The 21,988-nt window shown below is 66.1% G+C and carries 17 protein-coding genes and 1 tRNA gene; 3 read left to right on the top strand and 15 right to left on the bottom strand.

Going from position 1 to position 21,988, the window contains the following annotated elements:
* Positions 1 to 14: 14 nt before the first annotated feature.
* From rpsG to rpoB, 4 genes are all read right to left on the bottom strand, one after another.
* Positions 15 to 485, bottom strand: a complete 471-nt coding sequence (rpsG, locus tag ACTWLI_RS09655) for a 30S ribosomal protein S7 (protein WP_026531948.1) — start codon at positions 483 to 485, stop codon at positions 15 to 17.
* A gap of 1 nt (position 486) precedes the next feature.
* Entirely contained in the window at positions 487 to 861 is a 375-nt protein-coding gene (gene rpsL, locus ACTWLI_RS09650) for a 30S ribosomal protein S12 (RefSeq protein ID WP_003803830.1), read from the bottom strand.
* A 476-nt stretch (positions 862 to 1,337) separates the two neighbouring features.
* Entirely contained in the window at positions 1,338 to 5,237 is a 3,900-nt protein-coding gene (locus ACTWLI_RS09645; protein WP_445153679.1) for a DNA-directed RNA polymerase subunit beta', read from the bottom strand.
* 105 nt (positions 5,238 to 5,342) lie between these two features.
* Complete coding sequence (gene rpoB, locus ACTWLI_RS09640) at positions 5,343 to 8,858, bottom strand: DNA-directed RNA polymerase subunit beta (RefSeq protein WP_056737801.1); 3,516 nt, start codon at positions 8,856 to 8,858, stop codon at positions 5,343 to 5,345.
* Positions 8,859 to 9,236: 378 nt separating this feature from the next.
* Between rpoB and ACTWLI_RS09635 the strand changes: the two genes are divergently transcribed.
* Together ACTWLI_RS09635 and ACTWLI_RS09630 are read left to right on the top strand one after the other, a co-directional pair.
* Positions 9,237 to 10,436, top strand: a complete 1,200-nt coding sequence (locus ACTWLI_RS09635) for an acetyl-CoA C-acetyltransferase (protein ID WP_445153678.1) — start codon at positions 9,237 to 9,239, stop codon at positions 10,434 to 10,436.
* Entirely contained in the window at positions 10,436 to 10,939 is a 504-nt protein-coding gene (locus ACTWLI_RS09630) for an aminoacyl-tRNA deacylase (protein ID WP_445153677.1), read from the top strand. Before ACTWLI_RS09635 ends, ACTWLI_RS09630 begins: the two co-directional genes overlap by 1 nt.
* Before the next feature lie 71 nt (positions 10,940 to 11,010).
* Here ACTWLI_RS09630 and ACTWLI_RS09625 read toward each other — a convergent pair whose 3' ends face one another.
* The 10 genes from ACTWLI_RS09625 to ACTWLI_RS09580 all read right to left on the bottom strand — a co-directional run bounded on the left by ACTWLI_RS09625 (position 11,011) and on the right by ACTWLI_RS09580 (position 19,733).
* Entirely contained in the window at positions 11,011 to 12,840 is a 1,830-nt protein-coding gene (locus ACTWLI_RS09625; RefSeq protein ID WP_445153676.1) for a bifunctional metallophosphatase/5'-nucleotidase, read from the bottom strand.
* 222 nt (positions 12,841 to 13,062) lie between these two features.
* A complete protein-coding gene (gene rplL / locus ACTWLI_RS09620; protein WP_056737798.1) occupies positions 13,063 to 13,440 on the bottom strand; it encodes a 50S ribosomal protein L7/L12 in 378 nt (125 codons plus the stop codon).
* A 75-nt stretch (positions 13,441 to 13,515) separates the two neighbouring features.
* Entirely contained in the window at positions 13,516 to 14,097 is a 582-nt protein-coding gene (gene rplJ, locus ACTWLI_RS09615; RefSeq protein ID WP_056737797.1) for a 50S ribosomal protein L10, read from the bottom strand.
* Between the two features lie 294 nt (positions 14,098 to 14,391).
* Positions 14,392 to 15,501 (bottom strand): GNAT family N-acetyltransferase, encoded by a 1,110-nt coding sequence (locus tag ACTWLI_RS09610; protein WP_445156155.1) that lies wholly within the window; start codon positions 15,499 to 15,501, stop codon positions 14,392 to 14,394.
* A gap of 198 nt (positions 15,502 to 15,699) precedes the next feature.
* Positions 15,700 to 16,818, bottom strand: a complete 1,119-nt coding sequence (locus ACTWLI_RS09605) for a GNAT family N-acetyltransferase (RefSeq protein ID WP_445153675.1) — start codon at positions 16,816 to 16,818, stop codon at positions 15,700 to 15,702.
* A 93-nt stretch (positions 16,819 to 16,911) separates the two neighbouring features.
* Positions 16,912 to 17,619 (bottom strand): 50S ribosomal protein L1, encoded by a 708-nt coding sequence (gene rplA / locus ACTWLI_RS09600; protein ID WP_056737794.1) that lies wholly within the window; start codon positions 17,617 to 17,619, stop codon positions 16,912 to 16,914.
* Between the two features lie 181 nt (positions 17,620 to 17,800).
* Complete coding sequence (gene rplK, locus ACTWLI_RS09595; RefSeq protein ID WP_003803853.1) at positions 17,801 to 18,232, bottom strand: 50S ribosomal protein L11; 432 nt, start codon at positions 18,230 to 18,232, stop codon at positions 17,801 to 17,803.
* A 130-nt stretch (positions 18,233 to 18,362) separates the two neighbouring features.
* Positions 18,363 to 19,184, bottom strand: coding sequence for a transcription termination/antitermination protein NusG (nusG, locus tag ACTWLI_RS09590; RefSeq protein ID WP_445153674.1), 822 nt, complete (start codon positions 19,182 to 19,184; stop codon positions 18,363 to 18,365).
* Positions 19,185 to 19,296: 112 nt separating this feature from the next.
* Positions 19,297 to 19,581, bottom strand: a complete 285-nt coding sequence (gene secE / locus ACTWLI_RS09585) for a preprotein translocase subunit SecE (protein ID WP_445153673.1) — start codon at positions 19,579 to 19,581, stop codon at positions 19,297 to 19,299.
* Positions 19,582 to 19,660: 79 nt separating this feature from the next.
* Positions 19,661 to 19,733 (bottom strand) — tRNA-Trp (locus tag ACTWLI_RS09580).
* A 286-nt stretch (positions 19,734 to 20,019) separates the two neighbouring features.
* On the opposite strand from ACTWLI_RS09580, the gene ACTWLI_RS09575 reads away from it, so the two are divergent.
* On the top strand, positions 20,020 to 21,237 hold the full coding sequence (locus tag ACTWLI_RS09575; protein ID WP_445153672.1) for a pyridoxal phosphate-dependent aminotransferase: 1,218 nt from the start codon (positions 20,020 to 20,022) through the stop codon (positions 21,235 to 21,237).
* 81 nt (positions 21,238 to 21,318) lie between these two features.
* On the opposite strand, the gene ACTWLI_RS09570 is transcribed toward ACTWLI_RS09575, so the two are convergent.
* Positions 21,319 to 21,951 (bottom strand): LuxR C-terminal-related transcriptional regulator, encoded by a 633-nt coding sequence (locus tag ACTWLI_RS09570; RefSeq protein ID WP_445156154.1) that lies wholly within the window; start codon positions 21,949 to 21,951, stop codon positions 21,319 to 21,321.
* Positions 21,952 to 21,988 lie beyond the last annotated feature (37 nt).

Genomic DNA, 21,988 nt, shown 5'->3' with positions numbered 1-21,988 from the left:
GCGTCCGGGAAGTATTACCAGCGGTAGTGTGCGAAGGCCTTGTTGGACTCGGCCATCTTGTGGGTGTCCTCGCGACGCTTCACAGCGGCACCGAGACCGTTCGAGGCATCCAGGATTTCGTTCTGGAGGCGCTCGGTCATCGTCTTCTCGCGGCGGGCCTTGGAGTAGCCGACCAGCCAGCGGAGGGCGAGGGCCGTGGAACGGCCCGGCTTGACCTCGACGGGGACCTGGTAGGTCGCGCCGCCGACGCGGCGGGAGCGGACCTCGAGGGAAGGCTTGACGTTGTCCATCGCCTTCTTGAGGGCTGCGACCGGGTCGCCGCCGGACTTGGCGCGTGCGCCTTCGAGGGCACCGTAGACGATGCGCTCTGCGGTGGACTTCTTGCCGTCAACCAGCACCTTGTTGATCAGCTGCGTGACCAGCGGGGAGCCGTAAACGGGATCTAGTACTAGCGGCCGCTTGGGGGCCGGACCCTTGCGAGGCATATTACTTCTTCTCCATCTTTGCGCCGTAGCGGCTGCGTGCCTGCTTACGGTTCTTCACACCCTGGGTATCAAGGGCGCCACGGACGATCTTGTAACGGACACCCGGAAGGTCCTTAACACGGCCGCCACGGACGAGCACAATGGAGTGCTCCTGCAGGTTGTGGCCTACACCGGGGATGTAAGCGGTGACTTCAATGCCACCGTTGAGGCGCACACGCGCAACCTTACGGAGAGCCGAGTTCGGCTTCTTCGGGGTCGTGGTGTAAACGCGGGTGCAAACACCACGGCGCATGGGGCTGCCCTTAAGCGCGGGAGCCTTGGTCTTCGAGACCTTAGGCGTGCGGCCCTTGCGGACCAGCTGGTTAATCGTAGGCACTCTCGTGTTCTCCGTTTTATCCGGAGCGGCCGTTGGCGGCCGCTCTCTTGTCGCTGCGCCCCGCCGCTCGAGCTTTGAAGATCTCTCCAGAGCAGCTGTGGCGAAGCCTTAATAGTCGGGCCGCATGCACGGGCCCCGGACTTTCATCCTGAATGGCCCCTAGGCATGCGAAAATGTGGCATACGTTGCACAAGAACCCTGCAAACCGGAAACGTCGTCCTGGTCCAGCTCTTCAGCTCGAAGCTGTTGGCTAAACCGGCGCTCTCATCCACTGCCACAATAACAATTAGTCTCCAGTCTAACATGGACAGCCCCCAGCCCTTAATCGGCGCGGATCCGGGGCCTCCACCGCACCGCCCGCTCCCCCGATCTGTCCCCCGTCCGTCCTCCGCCGGCTGCGCCGTCGACGTCGGGACCGGGTTAAACGGGACGGTCCCCCACCGTGTGGTGGGGGACCGTCGCGGGACTGCTAGCCGTTAGCGGAAGTCGCTGCCCAGGTCGTAGTCATCCAGCGGGATGGCGTGGAACTCGGGAGCTCCGTCGCCGCCCAGCGAATCGTAGGAGAAATCGCTGAAGGCGCTCGGGCCGGTGAACAGGTTGGCCTTCGCTTCCTCAGTCGGTTCCACCGTGACCTCGGTGTAGCGCGGGAGACCCGTGCCGGCCGGGATCAGCTTACCGATGATGACGTTTTCCTTGAGGCCGAGCAGCGGATCGCTCTTGCCCTCCATGGCCGCCTGCGTCAGGACGCGGGTGGTCTCCTGGAAGGAAGCTGCGGACAGCCAGGACTCGGTCGCCAGGGACGCCTTGGTGATGCCCATGAGCTCGGGACGGCCGGAGGCCGGCGTCTTGCCCTCGGAAACCACGCGGCGGTTGGCATCCTCGAACCGGCTGCGTTCGGCGAGCTCGCCGGGCAGCAGGTCCGATTCACCGGACTCGATGACCGTGACGCGGCGCAGCATCTGGCGGACGATAACCTCGACGTGCTTGTCGTGGATACCGATGCCCTGGCTGCGATACACGCCCTGGACCTCGTCCACCAGGAACTTCTGCGCGGCACGGGGACCCATGATGCGCAGCACCTGCTTGGGGTCGACCGGACCGTTGATCAGCTTCTGGCCGACGCTGACGTGCTCGCCGTCCTCGATCAGGAGGCGGGAACGGCGCAGGACCGGGTAGGCGATCTCTTCGGACCCGTCATCGGGGGTGATGACCAGTCGCATCTGGCGCTCGGACTCTTCGATGGTGATGCGTCCGGCTGCCTCGGCAATCGGCGCAACACCCTTCGGGGTACGGGCTTCGAAGAGCTCCTGGATACGGGGCAGACCTTGGGTGATGTCGTCGCCGCCGCCGGCGGAAACAGCACCACCGGTGTGGAAGGTACGCATGGTCAGCTGGGTACCCGGCTCACCGATGGACTGGGCCGCGATGATGCCGACGGCCTCGCCGATGTCCACGGTCTTGCCGGTGGCCAACGAACGGCCGTAGCAGAGCGCGCAGGTGCCGACGCTGGACTCACAGGTGAGTACGGAGCGGACCTTGACCTCGGTGATGCCGGCTGCGAACAGTTCGGCAATGACGACGTCGCCGCAGTCGGTGCCGGCCGCGGCCAGGACGTTGCCCTTGGCGTCGACGACGTCGACAGCCAGGGTGCGGGCGTACGCGCTGTTCTCGACGTTCTCGTCCAGGACCAGCTCGCCGTTGGCGTCCGCCACGGCGATCGGGGTGACGAGGCCGCGCTCGGTGCCGCAGTCCTCTTCACGGACGATGACGTCCTGCGAGACGTCCACCAGACGACGGGTCAGGTAACCCGAGTTGGCGGTACGCAGCGCGGTGTCGGCCAGACCCTTACGGGCACCGTGCGTGGCGATGAAGTACTCCAGCACCGACAGGCCCTCGCGGTAGGAGGACTTGATCGGACGCGGGATGATCTCGCCCTTCGGGTTGGCCACCAGGCCACGGATACCCGCGATCTGGCGGACCTGCATCCAGTTACCACGGGCGCCGGAGGAAACCATGCGGTTGATGGTGTTCATCGGCGACAGGCTGTCACGCATCGCCTGGGCGATTTCGTTGGTGGCCTTGTTCCAGATCTCGATCAGTTCCTGGCGACGCTCGTCGTCGTCGATCAGGCCCTTGTCGTACTGGCCCTGGATCTTCGCGGCCATGGTCTCGTAACCGGCGAGCAGCTCCGGCTTGGAGGCCGGGACCTCGATGTCGGAGATGGCGACCGTGACGCCCGAGCGGGTTGCCCAGTAGAAACCGGCATCCTTCAGGTTGTCCAGCGTTGCCGCCGTGACGACCTTCGGGTAGCGCTCGGCGAGGTCGTTGACGATCCGGGACAGCTCGCCCTTGTCGGCAACAGCCTCAACCCACGGGTAGTCCGCGGGCAGCGTCTGGTTGAAGATGACCTGGCCGAGGGAGGTTTCGACCAGCGCGGTCTGACCCGGCTCCCAGCCTTCGGGAGCTTCCCAGCCGGCGTACGGGACGAAGCCGTCGAGACGGATCTTGATCTTGGAGTTCAGGTGCAGCTCGTGCAGGTCGAACGCCATGATCGCTTCCGAGATCGAGGAGAAGATCCGGCCTTCGCCAGCTGAACCGACACGCTTGGTGGTCAGGTGGTAGAGGCCGATGATCATATCCTGCGAAGGCAGCGTCACCGGGCGGCCGTCGGACGGCTTCAGGATGTTGTTCGAGGACAGCATCAGGATCCGGGCTTCGGCCTGGGCTTCGGGGCTCAGCGGCAGGTGGACTGCCATCTGATCGCCGTCGAAGTCGGCGTTGAAGGCGCCACAAACCAGCGGGTGGAGCTGGATTGCCTTGCCTTCGACGAGCTGCGGCTCGAACGCCTGGATGCCGAGACGGTGCAGGGTAGGTGCACGGTTCAGCAGCACGGGGTGCTCGGTGATGATCTCTTCGAGGACGTCCCAGACCTGCGGGCGGTAGCGCTCGACCATCCGCTTGGCCGACTTGATGTTCTGCGCGTGGTTGAGGTCAACCAAGCGCTTCATCACGAACGGCTTGAAGAGCTCCAGCGCCATCTGCTTGGGCAGGCCGCACTGGTGCAGCTTCAGCTGCGGACCGACGACGATGACCGAACGGCCCGAGTAGTCCACGCGCTTGCCGAGGAGGTTCTGGCGGAAGCGGCCCTGCTTGCCCTTGAGCATGTCGGAGAGCGACTTCAGCGGACGGTTGCCCGGTCCGGTGACCGGACGGCCGCGGCGGCCGTTGTCGAAGAGGCTGTCAACAGCTTCCTGAAGCATGCGCTTCTCGTTGTTGACGATGATCTCCGGAGCACCGAGGTCAAGCAGGCGCTTGAGACGGTTGTTGCGGTTGATCACGCGGCGGTACAGGTCGTTCAGGTCGGAGGTCGCGAAGCGGCCGCCGTCGAGCTGGACCATCGGGCGCAGTTCCGGCGGGATCACCGGGACGGCGTCCAGCACCATGCCGAGCGGGCTGTTGTTGGTCGTCAGGAACGCGTTGACCACCTTGAGCCGCTTCAGGGCGCGGGTCTTGCGCTGGCCCTTGCCGTTGGCGATGATGTCGCGCAGCATGTCGGACTCGGCCTGCATGTCGAAGGTTTCGAGGCGCTTCTTGATCGCCTCGGCGCCCATGGCGCCTTCGAAGTACATGCCGTAGCGGTCCCGCAGTTCGCGGTAGAGGCCCTCGTCGCCCTCGAGGTCGGCGACCTTGAGGTTCTTGAAGCGGTCCCAGACCTGCTCGAGGCGCTCGATCTCGGCGTCGGCGCGCTTGCGCACGTTGGCCATCTGGCGGTCGGCGGAGTCGCGGGCCTTCTTCTTGTCCGCGGCCTTGGCACCCTCGCCCTCGAGACGGGCAAGCTCGTTCTCCAGGTCGCGGGCGATCGTGGCGATGTCCGAGTCGCGGTTGTCGATCAGCTGCTTCTTCTCGATGTCGTGCTCAACCTGCAGGTTGGGCAGTTCCTCGTGGCGGGCATCAGCGTCGACGCTGGTGATCATGTAGGCGGCGAAGTAGATGACCTTTTCAAGGTCCTTCGGCGCCAGGTCAAGGAGGTAGCCCAGGCGGGACGGAACACCCTTGAAGTACCAGATGTGCGTGACCGGGGCGGCCAGCTCGATGTGGCCCATGCGCTCACGGCGCACCTTGGCGCGGGTGACCTCAACGCCACACCGCTCGCAGATGATGCCCTTGAAGCGCACGCGCTTGTACTTGCCGCAGTAGCATTCCCAGTCGCGGGACGGGCCGAAGATCTTCTCGCAGAAGAGGCCGTCCTTCTCGGGCTTAAGCGTGCGGTAGTTGATGGTTTCCGGCTTCTTAACCTCGCCGTAAGACCAGCCGCGGATGTCTTCCGCGGTGGCGAGGCCGATCTGCATGAGGCCGAAGGAGGATTCGCTGGACATAGGGTCCCTGTTCTCTCTTGTTCTCTAAATTCTGAAGTCTTGGGTTACGGGAAGAGGGAGGTCGTCCACGACGGCGGGCGCGGGCCCGCCGTCGTGGACTCCCTGCTAGACCTCTTCTACGGAACTGGGCTCTGCACGAGACAGATCGATGCCCAGTTCTTCCGCAGCCGTGAAGACTGCGTCATCAGAGTCACGCATTTCAATTGTGGTTCCGTCCGTGGAAAGCACTTCCACGTTCAGGCACAGCGACTGCATTTCCTTGATCAAGACCTTGAAGGACTCAGGAACGCCCGGCTCCGGGATGTTCTCGCCCTTGACGATGGCTTCGTAGACCTTCACACGACCGTGGATGTCATCAGACTTGATCGTGAGGAGTTCCTGGAGCGTGTAGGCGGCGCCGTAAGCCTCGAGCGCCCACACTTCCATTTCACCGAAGCGCTGGCCGCCGAACTGTGCCTTACCACCCAGCGGCTGCTGCGTGATCATTGAGTACGGGCCGGTGGAGCGTGCGTGGATCTTGTCGTCCACCAGGTGGTGGAGCTTCAGGATGTACATGTAGCCGACCGAGATCGGATCCGGGAACGGCTCGCCGGAGCGGCCGTCAAACAGGCGGGTCTTGCCCGAGGAGTTGATCAGGCGGTCGCCGTCGCGGGTGACGTTGGTGGAGTCCAGCAGGCCCGTGATTTCTTCCTCACGCGCACCGTCGAAGACCGGCGTCGCGACAGTGGTCTGGCCACTTTCGCGCGGCAGGTTCGGCAGCTGCTTGACCCACTCGGGCTCGCCCTCGATCTTCCAGCCGGTCTTGGCAACCCAGCCGAGGTGCGTTTCCAGCACCTGGCCGACGTTCATACGGCCCGGGACACCCAGCGGGTTCAGGACGATATCAACGGGGGTGCCGTCAGCAAGGAAGGGCATGTCCTCGACCGGAAGGATCTTGGAGATAACGCCCTTGTTGCCGTGGCGGCCGGCGAGCTTGTCGCCGTCGGTGATCTTGCGCTTGGCGGCCACGTAGACGCGGACCAACTGGTTGACACCCGGGGGCAGCTCGTCGTCGTTGTCGCGGTCGAAGACGCGGACACCGATCACGGTGCCGGACTCGCCGTGCGGCACCTTCAGGGAGGTGTCGCGCACTTCGCGGGACTTCTCACCGAAGATGGCGCGCAGCAGGCGCTCTTCCGGGGTCAGTTCGGTCTCGCCCTTGGGGGTGACCTTGCCGACCAGGATGTCGCCGGCTTCGACCTCGGCACCGATGTGGATGATGCCGCGCTCGTCCAGGCCCGCGAGGACCTCTTCAGAGACGTTCGGGATGTCACGGGTGATTTCCTCGGCACCAAGCTTGGTGTCGCGGGCATCGATCTCGTGCTCCTCGATGTGGATCGAGGACAGGACGTCCTCGGCCACGATCCGCTGGGACAGGATGATGGCATCCTCGAAGTTGTGGCCTTCCCAGGACATGAATGCCACGAGCAGGTTCTTACCGAGGGCGAGCTCGCCCTGGTCCGTTGCCGGGCCGTCGGCGATGATGCCGCCGACTTCCAGGCGCTGGCCTTCGTTCACCAGGACACGGTGGTTGTAGCAGTTGCCCTGGTTGGAGCGGGCGAACTTGCTGATCCGGTAGTTGGTTTCCGTTCCGTCGTCGTTGAGCACAACCACGAGTTCGGCGGAGACCTCGGTGACCACACCGGCCTTCTTCGCGATGACCACGTCACCGGCGTCGACGGCGGCGGCGCGCTCCATGCCGGTGCCGACGAACGGCGCCTCGGAGCGGACCAGCGGCACGGCCTGGCGCTGCATGTTGGCACCCATGAGTGCACGGTTGGCATCGTCATGCTCGAGGAACGGGATCAGGGCGGTTGCCACGGACACCATCTGGCGCGGGGAAACGTCCATGAACTCGACGTCGGCGGCGGGAACCAGCACGGGCTCGCCTCCACCACCACGGGCACGGACCAGGACGGTCTCCTCGGCGAACTTCTTGTTCTCGTCCAGCGGCGCGTTGGCCTGGGCGATCAGCACCTCGGCCTCGTCGTCGGCGGTGAGGTACTGAACCTCATCGGAGACGATGCCATCCTTGACCAGACGGTACGGAGTCTCGATGAAACCGAACGGGTTGATCCGGCCGTAGGACGCCAGCGAACCGATGAGGCCGATGTTCGGGCCTTCAGGGGTTTCGATCGGGCACATACGTCCGTAGTGCGACGGGTGGACGTCACGGACTTCCATGCCGGCGCGGTCACGGGACAGACCGCCCGGGCCCAGCGCGGACAGGCGGCGCTTGTGGGTCAGGCCCGAGAGCGGGTTGTTCTGGTCCATGAACTGGGACAGCTGGGAGGTTCCGAAGAACTCCTTGATCGCTGCCACCACGGGGCGGATATTGATCAGGGTCTGCGGCGTGATCGCCTCGACGTCCTGGGTCGTCATCCGCTCGCGGACGACGCGCTCCATGCGGGACAGGCCGGTGCGGACCTGGTTCTCGATGAGCTCGCCGACGGCGCGGATACGGCGGTTGCCGAAGTGGTCGATGTCGTCGATCTCGACGCGCAGCTCGTGGTCCTGGCCGTCGCGCTTGCCCATGAGGGTCTTCTCACCGGCGTGCAGGGCGACCAGGAACTTGATCATGGCCACGATGTCTTCAACATGCAGGACCGAGGCTTCCTTGTCGCCAAGGGAGCGGTCGATGCCAAGCTTGCGGTTGATCTTGTACCGGCCGACCTTGGCCAGGTCGTAGCGCTTGGAGTTGAAGTACAGGTTGTCCAGCAGGGACTGGGCAGCCTCAACGGTCGGCGGCTCGCCCGGGCGCAGCTTCCGGTAGATGTCCAGCAAGGCGTCTTCGCGGGTTTCGGTGGCGTCCTTCTCCAGCGTCGCGCGCATGGAGTCGTACTGGCCGAACTCTTCGAGGATCTGGCCTTCGGTCCAGCCGAGGGCCTTCAGCAGCACGGTGACGGACTGCTTGCGCTTACGGTCGAGGCGGACGCCGACCTGGTCGCGCTTGTCGATTTCAAGCTCGAACCAGGCGCCGCGGGACGGGATGATCTTCGCGGTGAAGATGTCCTTGTCGCTGGTCTTGTCGGCGGTGCGCTCGAAGTACGCGCCCGGGGAACGGACCAGCTGCGAGACGACGACACGCTCGGTGCCGTTGACGACGAAGGTGCCCTTCTCGGTCATCAGCGGGAAGTCACCCATGAACACGGTCTGCTGCTTGATTTCGCCCGTGTTGTTGTTCATGAACTCGGCCTTGACGTACAGCGGAGCCGAGTAAGTGGCGTCCCGGTCCTTGCACTCGGCCATCGTGTACTTGGGGTCAGCGAACTCCGGCTCGGAGAAGCTCAGGGACATGGTGCCCTGGAAGTCCTCGATCGGGGAGATCTCTTCGAAGATGTCGGACAGACCCGAGGTGGTGGCGACGCTGAGGTCGCCCTCCTCGACGGCTTTCGCGACGCGCGCCTGCCAGCGTTCGTTCCCGACCAGCCAGTCAAAGCTGTCGGTTTGCAGGGCAAGCAGATTCGGAACGTCAAGCGGTTCGTGAATCTTGGCGAAGGAGAGCCGGCGGGTTGCACCGTCGGTGCTGTCGGCATTGATAGCGGTAGCGTTGTTTACATTAGAGGTGCTCGAGGCGACCAAGAGGGATCCTTCCACAGACCTTCAGGCGTTTTCAGATCTCCCCCGTTATGCACCCTGCGAAAGTGACTCCGCAGTGCTACCAGTCCGGTTCCGCTATATGACCCGGGACCCGCACTGCCCATGCTGGTGCACGTTGTAGACGGCACATTGATGGAGCAGCTGCCAGGCTAAGCCCACCGCTATATGAAGGCTGAAGGTAAACAGGGAAGACGCAAATATCTACGATACGGCAAAGCAACCTACTTGTCTACCCCACTTGCGGCCACAATGCAAGCACGGGACCCTCCCCCGGCAGCGCGGGCCGACGGGAACGAATGGTCCGGTGACAGGGGTCACGATAGCCTTGGAAGACACCGCCACAGATCGGAAGAGATAACCATGAGCAACTCCGCGGACAACAACGATGTTGTCATCCTCGCCGCCGCCCGCACCCCGCAGGGCCGGCTGAACGGGCAGCTGTCCGGCTTCACCGCCGTCGAACTCGGCAGCCATGCGATCCGTGCGGCCCTGGCCGCCGGCGGAGTGCGGCCGGACCAGGTCGACTCGGTCATCATGGGCCAGGTCCTGCAGGCCGGCGCCGGCCAGAACCCGGCCCGCCAGAGCGCCATCGGCGCCGGCATCGGCTGGAACGTTCCGACCGTGACGATCAACAAGGTCTGCCTCTCCGGCCTCACCGCCGTGATCGACGCCGCACGGCTGATCCGCAGCGGCGAGGCCGCCGTCGTCGTCGCCGGCGGGCAGGAGTCGATGAGCCGGGCGCCGCACCTGCTGCCGGGCTCGCGGCAGGGCTGGACCTACGGTTCGGTCCAGGCGCTCGATGCCGCCGCCCACGACGGCCTCACCGACGCCTTCGACGGGCAGTCCATGGGCCTCTCCACGGAAAGCAAGAACGTCACCCTCGGGATCGACCGCACCTCCCAGGACGAAGTGGCGGCGGCCTCGCACCAGCGTGCCGCCAGCGCCGCCAAGGACGGCGTGTTCGACGGCGAGATCGCCCCGATCAGCGTCAAGCAGCGCAAGGGTGAACCGATCCTGGTCAACAGTGACGAGGGGGTCCGCCCGGACACGTCCGTTGCCTCGCTGGCCGGCCTGCGCGCCGCGTTCGCCACCGACGGCACCATCACCGCCGGCAACTCCTCCCCGCTCTCCGACGGCGCCGCCGCCCTGGTCCTGAGCTCCCGGCAGTTCGCCGAGGAGAACGGCCTGGAGTACCTGGCCGTCGTCGGCAAGCCCGGCCAGGTCGCCGGGCCGGACAATTCGCTGCACTCCCAGCCCTCCAACGCGATCAAGAGCGCCCTGGAGCGGGCAGGATGGACCCCTGAGGACCTGAACTTCATCGAGATCAACGAGGCCTTCGGCTCCGTGGCCGTGCAGTCCCTCAAGGACCTCGACTACCCGCTGGAGCAGTGCAACATCCACGGCGGCGCCATCGCCCTGGGCCACCCGATCGGCGCTTCGGGCGCCCGGCTGGCCCTGCACGCGGCCCACGAGCTCAAGCGGCGCGGCACCGGCAAGGCGGCCGTCTCGCTCTGCGGCGGCGGCGGCCAGGGCGAGGCCCTGCTGCTGTACCGCGACTGATGAGCGAGCTGGCCTCGGGCGAGGGCCGCGGAGGCGGCGCCGGCAGGAAACGGTTCCTGGCCGACGCTGCCACCCGCGGCCTGGCGGTTGAGCTCGTGGAGCGGCAGGCCGCCGGCAGCCTGGAGGAAGCCGCGGCGATCCTCGGCATCCGCCCCGGGGACATCGTCAAGTCCCTCGTGGTCAAGCACAAGGACGGCAGCTTCCTTTTCGCCCTGGTCCCCGGCGACCGGCAGATCTCCTGGCCCAAGCTGCGCCAGCTGGTCGGGGTCAACAAGCTCTCGCTGCCTCCCGCCGACGCCGCCCTCGCAGCCACCGGGTACGAGCGCGGCACCATCACCCCGCTCGGCAGCACCACCGCCTGGCCCGTCTACGCCGACGCCGCCGTCGCCGGGCGGCGGATCTCCATGGGAGCCGGCGAACACGGCTACAGTGCCTTCGTCGACGCGGACGCGCTGGTGGCCGCGCTGGACGCCGTCGTCGCGGACATCACCGAGCCCCTCTGACTTATAGCGCGCCCGGGTTAACTGCCCCGCACCCCGGCGCGGCGGCCGCCGCGCCGGGGTGCGGGCGGGAATCAGGCGGTCACGGTCAGCGGCGCGCCGTTCACCGTCAGGCGCCAGTTGGACCGGCTGAACACCGCCGCATCCAGGGTGCCGCGGTCCACGACGTAGTCGATGATGCGCTGCCGGATTTCCTGCTGGCTGTTCGAGAGCACCGGGGCGGACTTGACCGCGGGGAACCCGCCGCCGCCGCTCTGCCGGTAGTTGTTGATGGCCATCGCGAACTCCTTGCCCGCGGGCAGGGGCTCGCCGTCGTAGCTCAGGTTGCGGATCCGGTCCCCCACGGGGCGGGCCAGGTCGATCTCGTAGTCCAGCGGCGCGTCCAGGCCGTAGACGACGTCGTAGTTGTAGTCCGGGGTCCCGTTCGGCGCCAGCGCCGTGGCGGCGTTGGTGACGTCCGCGGCCTTGGCGCTGGTGCCGCTGACCGGCTTGAAGTACTGCGCCGACCACTCGAGGTAGTCCTTGACCTGCGCCCCGGTGACCTTGATGGACAGCAGGGTGTTGTCGAAGATGTACAGCCCGGCCACGTCCCGGATGGTCAGCGGCCCGGCCTTGACGTCCACTGAACGGGAGAATGCCGCCGCGATGGACAGCACGGGCAGCCCGGCGGCCGGCCCGTTCGCGAGTTCGGCCTTGATGGTGCTCGCCTGGACGTAGTTGATTGCATCGATCGCTGCCGAGTCCTCCCAGCAGGCGGTGACCGTGCTCAGCGGTGCGGTGGAGGTGCCGATCACCTGGTTGACGTACTTCACCGTTGCCTCGTGGCCGGCCTGGACGGCGCTGACGACTGCGGGATCGGCGTCGACCGTCTTGGCGTCCAGCAGGTGCGCGTGCGCCGATGCGACGCGCCACTGACCGCGGTCCTTGACCAGCTCCAGGTCCATGACGGCCACGCGCATCCCCCACTTGAGCGGTTCGGTCAGCAGCACCGGCCGGCCCGTGGCCTTGTTGGTGACGAACCGCTCGGGGATCTCCAGGTGGGCGTGTCCGACCAGGATGGCGTCGATTCCCGGGACCTCTTCGGCGAGCTGCGTGGAGGCGTTCTCCGGGAAGGGCAGGGCATCGCCGTACGACGAGCCGGGGGTCGCGCCGGAGTGGCTGGAGACGATGACGACGTCGGCGCCCGCGGCTTTCATCTCGGGGATGACCGTCTTGGCCTCCTCGACGATGCCGTTGAAGTCCAGCTTGCCTTGGACGTTGTCGCGGTCCCACAGGGCGCAGCCAGGGGTTACGAAGCCCACGAGGCCGACGGTCAGCCAGCCGTTCTCGGTCTTAACCCGCTTGAGCACGTACGGGGTGAAAGCGCGGCGGCCGGTGCCGGCGTCGTGCACGTTCGCACCGAGTAGCGGGAAGTCCAGCTGTTTCTCCCAGGTCCGCAGCATCGGGATGCCGTAGTTGAACTCGTGGTTGCCGAGCCCGACGGCGTCGTAGCCCACCGCGTTCATCGCCAGCGCCATGGGGTGCTTGACCGTCGCGGAGATCGGGTTGACCTTGGCGAAGTAGTAGGCCAGCGGTGTCCCCTGGATCGTGTCTCCGGAGTCGATGGTGAGAGTGTTGGCGGCCCCGCGCTCGGCCCGGACGGCCTTGATCAGGGTCGCGGCCTGGGCGATGCCGACCTTGTTGCCCGCGGCGTCGGCGTAGGGCAGGTCCTTGAAGTAATCCCAGTTGAAGACGTTGTTGTGCAGGTCGGTGGTGCCGAGCACGGTCAGGGTGAACTGCTTGCGGCCGTTGGCCGGGGCTGCCTGCGCTGCCGGGGCGGAGAAGGCGGCGGCCGCGGCACCGCCGCCGACCAGGGCCGCAGTGAGCATGGCGCGGCGGGAGAAGGCGGTGGAGGGATCAGTCATGGTGGGGACTCCTTGGGTAGCGGCCGGTCGGCACAATGCCACAGTCTAGGGCCGCAGTCCCGCCATGAAAAGAGAGCAGACAATCGTTTGCGCAGAGTTCATCTGTCCACCCCGGGTCCGCCGTCGGGTGCCCGAAAACGCAGGAAACCCCGCCCACCGAAGTGGACGGGGTTTCCCGAAGGGCCGGATCCCCGGTATCCCGGGGAGCCTTGGCGGGCCGTGTTACTTGAGGGTAACGGTGGCGCCGGCAGCCTCGAGCTGCTCCTTGGCCTTCTCGGCAGCTTCCTTGGTGGCGCCTTCGAGGACAGCCTTCGGTGCACCGTCGACCAGGTCCTTGGCTTCCTTGAGGCCGAGGGAGGTGATGGCGCGAACTTCCTTGATCACTGCGATCTTCTTGTCGCCAGCAGCTTCGAGGATGACGTCGAAGTCGGTCTTCTCTTCAGCCTCTTCAGCAGCGCCGCCACCGGCGGGGCCGGCAACTGCAACCGCAGCAGCGGTAACTTCGAAGGTCTCTTCGAAGAGCTTGACGAACTCGGAGAGCTCGATGATGGTCAGTTCCTTGAAAGCTTCAATGAGCTCTTCGTTGGTGAGCTTCGCCATGGTTGGCGTCCTTCCTATAGTGGTGCCGGTCGGCATGCGCCGTGTCCCCGCACCGGAGTCTGGTTTGTAAGAGAGTTAGTTCTCTTCGGCAGCTGCGGCTTCGGCCGGAGCTTCAGCTTCTGCTGCGGGGGCTTCTTCAGCGGCGGGCGCTTCGGCAGCTGCCGGTGCACCGTTCTCTTCTTCAAGCTTGAGGCGCAGAGCGTCGATGATGCGTGCAGCAGCGGCGGCGGGTGCCTTGAGGACACCGGCAACCTTGGCGAGCTGCAGCTCGCGGGACTCGAGTGCTGCCAGGGCAGCAACTTCGCTGGCGTTCAGTGCCTTGCCCTCGAAGTAACCGGTCTTGATGACCAGCTGCTTGTTGGCCTTGGCAAAATCCGTCAGGCTCTTGGCAGCGGCAACTGCGTCACCCTTGATGAACGCGATTGCAGTGGGGCCGGCAAGCTGGCCGTCGAATGCTTCGACACCGGCTTCCTTGGCTGCAATTGCGGTAAGGGTGTTCTTGACGACCGAGAACTTGGTTTCCTGGCCGAGAGAAACACGCAGCTGCTTTAGCTGTGCAACGGTGAGCCCACGGTATTCGGTCAGGACAGCGGCGGTCGATTCCTTGAAATCGTTAGTGATCTCAGCTACTGCTGAGACCTTGCTAGGCGTTGCCATAACCCTCCTTCCGGGGATAATGCCGGTTTGTCCGGGTCCCCGCTCAGGTGAGCTAAAACTAAAAACGCCCCGCGCAGATGCACGGGGCTTGGCTCGACGCGGTCGTACCGCGGAACTTTGCTTCGTTCACCTGCGCCGGCCGCCCTATGTCAGGGTCCTTCGTCCGGAAACCAACTTGAATCCCCCGCACACAACTGCAGACGTGAGCGATGCTCAGGAGAGTGGATTTCCAACAACCGACGGTCTTTGGTTCTTCTAGGGTACGGGACGCCCCCGGCATGCTCCAAATCGGGGTCAGCTGACGCTGGGGCGCAGGTCCGGCAGTTCCTTTTGCCAGATGCCCGTGACCCCCGCGGTGGTGAAGCCGAGCTGCTGGTTGACCGTCAGGAGGTAGCGGTTCTCCGGCGCGTTCCAGGTGTAGAGCACCCGCGCGTCCGGGAACTGCTCGGTCAGGCGTTCCATGTTGGCGACCTTGATCAGCAGGCCCAGTTTGTTGCCGCGGTGCTCGCCCAGCACGACCGTATCGTCCTGGAAGACGACGTCGGGGCGCAACGCCAGCACGCTGATGGTGGTCAGGCCGACGAGGGTCCCGCTCGCGAGGTGCTCGACGGCGGTGACCACCGTCCGCCGGCCCTGCGCGATGGCGACCTCCTCGGCCTCGCGCAGGATGCCGCCGTCGAACACCAGGGCCCCGTCCTCGGCGCCCGGGATGCCGTCCTCCCCGGCGCTGTTTTCCAGGGCCGCAACGGCTTCCAGCCACTGATCCGGGCAGCGGTCCGTCCAGTGGTGCAGCCGGTAGCGTCCCGCGTTGGCTTCCTCCGCCTCGGCCTGCAGCGCGGCGACCAGCTTGCTGTCCAGCGGGAGGGTGCAGGAGCTGAACTGCTCGATGTGCTGCAGGGTGTAGCCGGTGTGCTGGGCGAACTCGACCTCCCTGCTCTTGAGCGGTACGAAACCGAGGCCGGACCCGGGGATGAGCTGCCCGGCGGCGCCGTCGGCCAGGGTGGCGGCGGGGTGGTTGGTGTCGATCAGGATGGTGTGCCGGCCTTCGTCCCGGGCCAGGTGCTCGGCGGCCTCCAGCAGCTGCCGGCCGACGCCGCGGCCCTGGTACTCGGGCAGGATGTCCAGCGTGAACTCCGCGAGGTCCTGGTTGTCCGCGAGCGGCAGCGCGATGTCCACGGTCCCGACGATCACGCCGTCGACCTTGGCCACCAGGATCACCTGGCGTTCATAGGGGTCCGCCAGCTCGAGCAGCTTCTCGAGCGGGGCGTAGGCAAGGTCGTCACTTCCCCACGTCTGCATCCGGACCCTGCGCCCGACTTCGACGGCGGCGACAAAGTCGGCAGCGTCGGCACCTTCGAGCGAATCCGGGATCCACAGCTGCTCGACCCGTACCTCGTGTTCCATAGCGGGCATGTTCCCAGCCATCCTGCCGCCCGATGCTCCACCGGCCAATGCGCTACTGGCCGGTGCCGGCCCGGCTCGGGGCCGGGCCTTCAGGGTCAGCATATGCCGGTTTTTGCCCGCATTCCATGCCCTCCCGGGCGGCTGCGGAGCGGCCCCTCAGCCTGCGCCGTCCCCGCCACCGGTGGCCCCGCCCGCGGTTTAGCCGATGGTTCCGCCTTCGGCCGGGCTGTGCGCCGGCAGCGTGCGCTGCCATTCGCCGTCCCAGCCGGCGGGCCGGAACCCGAGGGCGACGTTGATGGCGAGCATGTGCTCGTTCTCTGCCGCGTTGAACGTGGTGACGCGCTCGACCGCCGGGTAGTCCTTGAGCCGCCGCAGGTTGGCGATCTTGACGAGCATGCCCAGGCGGTGGCCGCGGTGCGCTGCGGCGACGAGCGTGTCGTCCTGCTCGGCGAGCCACGGCTTCCCGGGCGCGAGTTCGAGCACGGTGTAGGCGGCCAGCTCACCGCTGCCGGTGTGGCGGGCGGCCGTCACCAGGGAGGTGTTGCCTGCCTGCTTCCAGGTGTTCTCGACGTGCCGGACCCGGGCGGCGTCCCAGGTCTCCTCGTCGTAGCTGAGCCCTCCCGTGGGCACGTCGGTGCTCATCCTGGACATGAGCTGCGCGAGCTGGTCGACGTACTCCTCCGGGCAGTCGTCGGTCCAGCGCAGCAGTTCGTATCCGTCGGCACGCGCCAGCGCCTCCCGTTCGAGCCGGTCCAGTTCCGGGGCGGCGGCGGCAAGGTCCAGGGAGCTGTACCGCTCGACCTGCTCCAGCCGGTACCCTGCGGCGGCGGCAAAGCGGGAGCCGCGCGCCGCGGCCGGCACGGCGCCCGTCCCGGTCAGCGGCGTCATCACCTCCGGTCCCTCGGGGTCGAAGTCCGCCGGGTGTTCGGTGAAGGTCATCAGGACGGTCCGGCCGTCGGCGGCGGCGAGGGCCTCGGCGTGCTCCAGCAGCGCCCGGCCGATCCCCCGGCCGGCGTAGGCGTCGCGGACTGCGACGTGCAGGAGGGCGCGGGTGAGGTTTTCCTGCAGCTCGAAGCGGATCCAGGATTTGGCAGCCATCTCGCCGTCGACGCGGACGAAGAAGATCAGCATGCGCGAGTAAGGGGTGTCCCGCCAGTAGCGCAGCCGCCCCGCGGCCGGTGTGACCCGGTCCAGGTGGCCCCAGGTTTCCAGGGTGAGCTCATCGCAGAGCCTGCCGAATTCGAGGAACTCGGCAGCATCGGGAGCGTCCAGCGTTTCCGGCAGGTGGAGGGGTTCAATGACGTAGGCGGCATTCACCGGGTCAGCCTAGCCGCCGTCCGGGCACGAAAAAAGACCGCCCCGCCGAGGCGGGACGGTCTTTCTCTACTTGCGGCAGGGCCGCGTCGAGGCTTAGGCCTCGGTCAGGACCTTGGTGACGTTGGGGTCAACCGAGATGCCCGGGCCGAACGTCGTGGCGACGGTGGCCTTCTGGATGTAGCGGCCCTTCGAAGCGGAGGGCTTGAGGCGCAGGACCTCTTCCAGTGCGGCGGCGTAGTTCTCGGCCAGCTTCACGGCGTCGAAGGAAACCTTGCCGATGATGAAGTGCAGGTTCGAGTGCTTGTCGACGCGGAAGTCGATCTTGCCGCCCTTGATGTCGTTGACGGCCTTGGTGACGTCAGCGGTCACGGTACCGGTCTTCGGGTTCGGCATCAGGTTACGCGGGCCGAGGACCTTGCCCAGGCGGCCCACCTTGCCCATGAGGTCGGGGGTGGCGACGGCGGCGTCGAAGTCGGTCCAGCCGCCGGAGATCTTCTCGATCAGGTCGTCGGAACCAACGAAGTCGGCGCCGGCGGCGATTGCGGCCTCGGCCTTGTCACCGGTGGCGAAGACGAGGACGCGGGCGACCTTACCGGTGCCGTGCGGCAGGTTGACCGTGCCGCGGACCATCTGGTCGGCCTTGCGCGGGTCAACGCCGAGGCGGAAGGCGACCTCGACGGTGGCGTCGAACTTGGACGGGTTGGTGTCCTTGGCGAGGGTTACTGCCTCGAACGGCGCGTAGAACTTCTCCGCGTCGATCTTGGCGGCGGCTGCCTCATATGCTTTGCTGCGCTTTGCCATGCTGCTTTTTCTCCTTGTGCAGTTGTGGTCTGCGGACCGCGCTGGGCCCTGCCACAGTCGGGCATCCGAAGGCTGTTGACGGATTTCCGACATTCAATGTTCAGGTGGTGCCGGTCGCCCGGCGGTGCTGTCCGGCGTCGTGGTCGGTTTCCCGGTCCCGGCGCCGCGTCAGCGGTGGGTACTAGCCCTCGACGGTGATACCCATGGAGCGGGCGGTGCCGGCGATGATCTTCGCGGCGCCTTCGAGGCTGGTGGCGTTGAGGTCTTCCATCTTGGTGGAGGCGATCTCGTTGACCTGGGCCTGGGTCAGCTTGGCAACCTTGACGGTGTGCGGGGTAGCCGAACCCTTGGCGACGCCTGCGGCCTTCTTGATGAGCTCTGCAGCCGGCGGGGTCTTGGTGATGAACGTGAAGGAACGGTCTTCGTAGACCGTGATTTCCACGGGGATAACGTTGCCGCGCTGGGCTTCCGTCGCAGCGTTGTACGCCTTGCAGAATTCCATGATGTTGACACCGTGCTGGCCAAGCGCAGGACCGATCGGCGGGGCCGGGTTGGCGGCACCTGCCTGGATCTGCAGCTTGATGAGGCCGGTGACCTTCTTCTTGGGAGCCAATGTAGGGTCCTTCTCTCAATTACGTCCTGGGACACAGGAGCGTGCCTCAGGTGGTTGGCCGCCATGGCGAGGCGGCCGGCCGCTCCAAGGCTGCTAAGCGGGCAGCCCGGGGCGAATTCTGTGGGTGTTGCTAGATCTTGCTGACCTGATTGAACGCCAGGGTCACGGGGGTCTCGCGCTCGAAGATGGAGACCAGCACCACAAGGGTCTGGGACTCGGGCTTGATCTCGGAGATCGTCGCGGGCAGGGTCTCGAACGGGCCCTCCTTGACGATGACGGATTCGCCGACCTCGAAGTCGACGGCCACGGGAGCCTGGTTCTGCTTGTTGACCGGCTTGCCCTTCTCGGCCTGCTCTTCCTCGAAGACGGGGGCGAGCATGGAGAAGACCTCGTCCAGGCGCAGCGGCACGGGGTTGTGGGCGTTGCCCACGAAGCCGGTAACACCCGGGGTGTGCCGGACGGCGCCCCAGGAGGCGTCGGTCAGGTCCATGCGGACCAGCACGTAGCCGGGGATCCGGACGCGGTTGATGACCTTGCGCTGAGCGTTTTTTATCTCAACGACTTCCTCCATCGGAACCTGGATTTCGAAGATGTAATCTTCCATGTCCAGGGTCTGGATGCGGGTTTCCAGGTTGGTCTTTACGCGGTTCTCGTAGCCCGCGTAGGAGTGGATGACATACCAGTCACCCTCCTGGCGGCGCAGCTTGGCCTTGAACTCTTCGGCGGGGTCCACGGGAGCGGCAGCGGCAGCGGCAGCAAGGGCGTCGCCCTCCTCGCCTTCCTCGGCGTCGCCGGCAGCGGACTCTTCGACGTCGGCTTCAGCGGCGGTCTCGTCGGCGGCGTCGGATTCGGGCGCAGCAGACGCGGCCTCGGACTCTTCCGAGGTTTCCACCACGGCGTCCTGGCTCTTATCCAGCTCAGTCTCAGTTACCTCGAGCTCCTGCTCAGACACTTGGTCTCCTGCTTCCTCATTGCCTAACATGCCTATTTAAATGACTCAATTCCGCACACCCCGCGGAAAGCCCGGATTAGCGGGCGTCCACGCAGTCTGCGGACCGGTCGCCTTAGCGGTCCGTGGCGCCCGTTCCGCCGAAGACCCAGCTCACTCCGGTCCCGAAGGCCAGGTCCAGCAGGGTGACGATCACCATCATAATGACCACGAACACCAGCACCACGAGTGTGTAGTTGATCAGTTCCTTGCGGGTGGGTGCGACAACCTTCTTCAGCTCACCGATGACCTGGCGGACGAAGAGTGCAATCCGAGCGAAGAATCCCGCCTTGGGGGCGTTCTTGGCGGGGCGGCCCTTAGAGCTGCTGGCAGCCGTTTCGGTCACCTGTTCCTCACTCATCCTTGCGATGTCGGACACCCGGCTCTGGAATGAACCATGGTTGCTGCGCTTGTTCCGGCGAAATCCGGAACAGCTTGCGCAGGGCAGACAGGACTCGAACCTGCAACCTGCGGTTTTGGAGACCGCTGCGCTACCAATTGCGCCACTACCCTATGGATCGAAAACCGGCCAGGACGTGACTGTTCCGCAGGTTTCCCTGAGGCGCACGCCATCATCGTGTTTTCAACACCGGAGAACCAGTCTACGCAACATCTGCGTCCACGTCGAACCGGCCCGTTCCACCCCTGGATGCCTGCGCTATTTTGCGCGCCGTGAGGCCGCAAATCCGCGCGGGTCACATTCGACCCCGGCACCCCGGAGGATCCGCAGATCAGCATAGAGTAGATTTCGTCGAATCCCACATCCAGCCCTGAGCTGTACGCGAAGAACGGACCCGCAATGCCTGCCGCCCGCATTTCCCAGCGCATTTCCGCCATAGCCGAATCCGCCACACTGGCTGTCGATGCCAAGGCGAAGGCGTTGAAGGCTGCCGGCAGGCCGGTCATCGGTTTCGGGGCCGGCGAACCCGACTTCCCCACCCCGGACTACATCGTGCAGGCTGCCATCGAGGCCGCCAGCCAGCCCAAGTACCACCGCTACTCCCCCGCGGGCGGGCTGCCCGAACTGAAGCAGGCGATCGCGGAGAAGACCTTCCGGGACTCCGGCTACAAGGCTGAGGCGTCCCAGGTGCTGGTCACCAACGGCGGGAAGCAGGCCGTCTACAACACGTTCGCCACGCTGCTGGACCCGGGTGACGAGGTCATTGTCCCGACGCCGTTCTGGACCACCTACCCGGAGGCGATCCGGCTGGCGGGCGGCGTGCCGATGGAGGTCTTCGCCGGTCCGGAGCAGGAGTACCTGGTCACCGTGGAGCAGCTGGAGGCGGCGGTCACGGACCGCACCAAGATCCTGCTGTTCGTTTCCCCCTCCAACCCCACCGGCGCCGTCTACACCCCGGAGCAGGTCCGGGAGATCGGCCTTTGGGCAGCATCCCGCGGCCTCTGGGTGGTCACGGACGAGATCTACGAGCACCTGACCTACGACGGCATGCCCTTCACCTCGATCGCCACCGCCGTCCCGGAGCTGGGTGACAAGGTGGTCATCCTCAACGGCGTCGCCAAGACCTACGCCATGACCGGCTGGCGGGTCGGGTGGATGATCGGCCCGGCCGACGTCATCAAGGCCGCCACCAACCTGCAGTCCCACGCCACCTCCAACGTCTCCAACATCCCGCAGATCGCCGCCCTTGCCGCGGTATCCGGGCCGCTGACCGCGGTCGATGAGATGAAGGTGGCCTTCGACCGCCGGCGCAGGGCCATCGTGGCCGGACTGAACGCGATCGAGGGCGTGGACTGCCCCACGCCCAAGGGCGCCTTCTATGTCTACGCCGACGTGCGGGCACTGCTGGGCAAGGAGTTCCCGACGGCCAACGGCCCGGTCCGGCCCTCGACGTCGGCCGAGCTCGCGGCGCTGATCCTGGACGAGGTCGAGGTGGCAGTGGTGCCCGGCGAGGCTTTCGGCCCCTCCGGTTATCTGCGCCTGTCCTACGCGCTGGGCGACGAGGACCTCGCCACCGGCGTCGGCCGCCTGCAGGAGTTCCTGGGCAAGGCGAAGTAGGACCCTCCTACCCCGATGCGCTATCACTTTTAGTCCTCATCAGCACGTTTTGAGGACCCTAAGTGATAGCGCATCTTCGGGTTAAAGCAGGCGGCGCTCCGCGGCCCAGCGGGTCAGTTCGTGCCGGCTGGAGAGCTGCAGCTTGCGCAGCACCGCTGACACGTGGGTCTCGACCGTCTTGATCGAGATGAACAGTTCCTTGGCCACTTCCTTGTAGCTGTAGCCGCGCGCGATCAGCCGCATCACCTCAAGCTCGCGGGCCGAAAGCCGGTCCAGTTCGTCGTCGGCGATCTCGGCCGGGGCGGTGCCAAAGGCGTCGAGGACAAACCCCGCCAACCGGGGCGAGAACACCGCGTCCCCGCCCGCCACCCGGCGCACCGCGTCGCTGATCTCGGCCCCGGAAATGCTCTTGGTGACGTAGCCCCTCGCGCCGGCGCGAATGACCGAGACGACGTCCTCCGCGGCGTCAGAGACGCTCAGGGCGAGGAAGCGGGTGGTGCCCAGCAGCGCCGCGGAACCGGCCAGGACGTCGCGCCCGCCACCCCCGAGCCCGCCGGGAAGGTGCACGTCGAGCAGCACGACGTCGGGCCCTGCCGCGGCGATGACGGCCACCGCCTCCTCCACCGTGCCGGCCTCGCCGACGACGAGGATGTCCGGGTCGAGGTCTGCCTTCAGCCCCGACCGGAAGATCGCGTGGTCGTCGACGATCACCACACGGATGGCCGCGGCCGGCGCGGCCTCCGCGCCGTCG

It is taken from the genome of Arthrobacter sp. Hor0625 (assembly GCF_052567525.1).
The sequence above is the reverse complement of the archived record's forward strand: the minus strand, read 5'-3'. Positions and strand labels throughout refer to the sequence as shown.

Coding starts and splice junctions, on each gene's coding strand:
- ACTWLI_RS09645 (WP_445153679.1), bottom strand. CDS start 5,237: ATGTCCAGCGAATCCTCCTTCGGCCTCATGCAGATCGGCCTCGCCACC.
- rplJ (WP_056737797.1), bottom strand. CDS start 14,097: ATGGCAACGCCTAGCAAGGTCTCAGCAGTAGCTGAGATCACTAACGAT.
- rplA (WP_056737794.1), bottom strand. CDS start 17,619: ATGGCAAAGCGCAGCAAAGCATATGAGGCAGCCGCCGCCAAGATCGAC.
- rplL (WP_056737798.1), bottom strand. CDS start 13,440: ATGGCGAAGCTCACCAACGAAGAGCTCATTGAAGCTTTCAAGGAACTG.
- rpsG (WP_026531948.1), bottom strand. CDS start 485: ATGCCTCGCAAGGGTCCGGCCCCCAAGCGGCCGCTAGTACTAGATCCC.
- ACTWLI_RS09610 (WP_445156155.1), bottom strand. CDS start 15,501: ATGGAACACGAGGTACGGGTCGAGCAGCTGTGGATCCCGGATTCGCTC.
- ACTWLI_RS09625 (WP_445153676.1), bottom strand. CDS start 12,840: ATGACTGATCCCTCCACCGCCTTCTCCCGCCGCGCCATGCTCACTGCG.
- secE (WP_445153673.1), bottom strand. CDS start 19,581: ATGAGTGAGGAACAGGTGACCGAAACGGCTGCCAGCAGCTCTAAGGGC.
- ACTWLI_RS09630 (WP_445153677.1), top strand. CDS start 10,436: ATGAGCGAGCTGGCCTCGGGCGAGGGCCGCGGAGGCGGCGCCGGCAGG.
- ACTWLI_RS09635 (WP_445153678.1), top strand. CDS start 9,237: ATGAGCAACTCCGCGGACAACAACGATGTTGTCATCCTCGCCGCCGCC.
- ACTWLI_RS09575 (WP_445153672.1), top strand. CDS start 20,020: ATGCCTGCCGCCCGCATTTCCCAGCGCATTTCCGCCATAGCCGAATCC.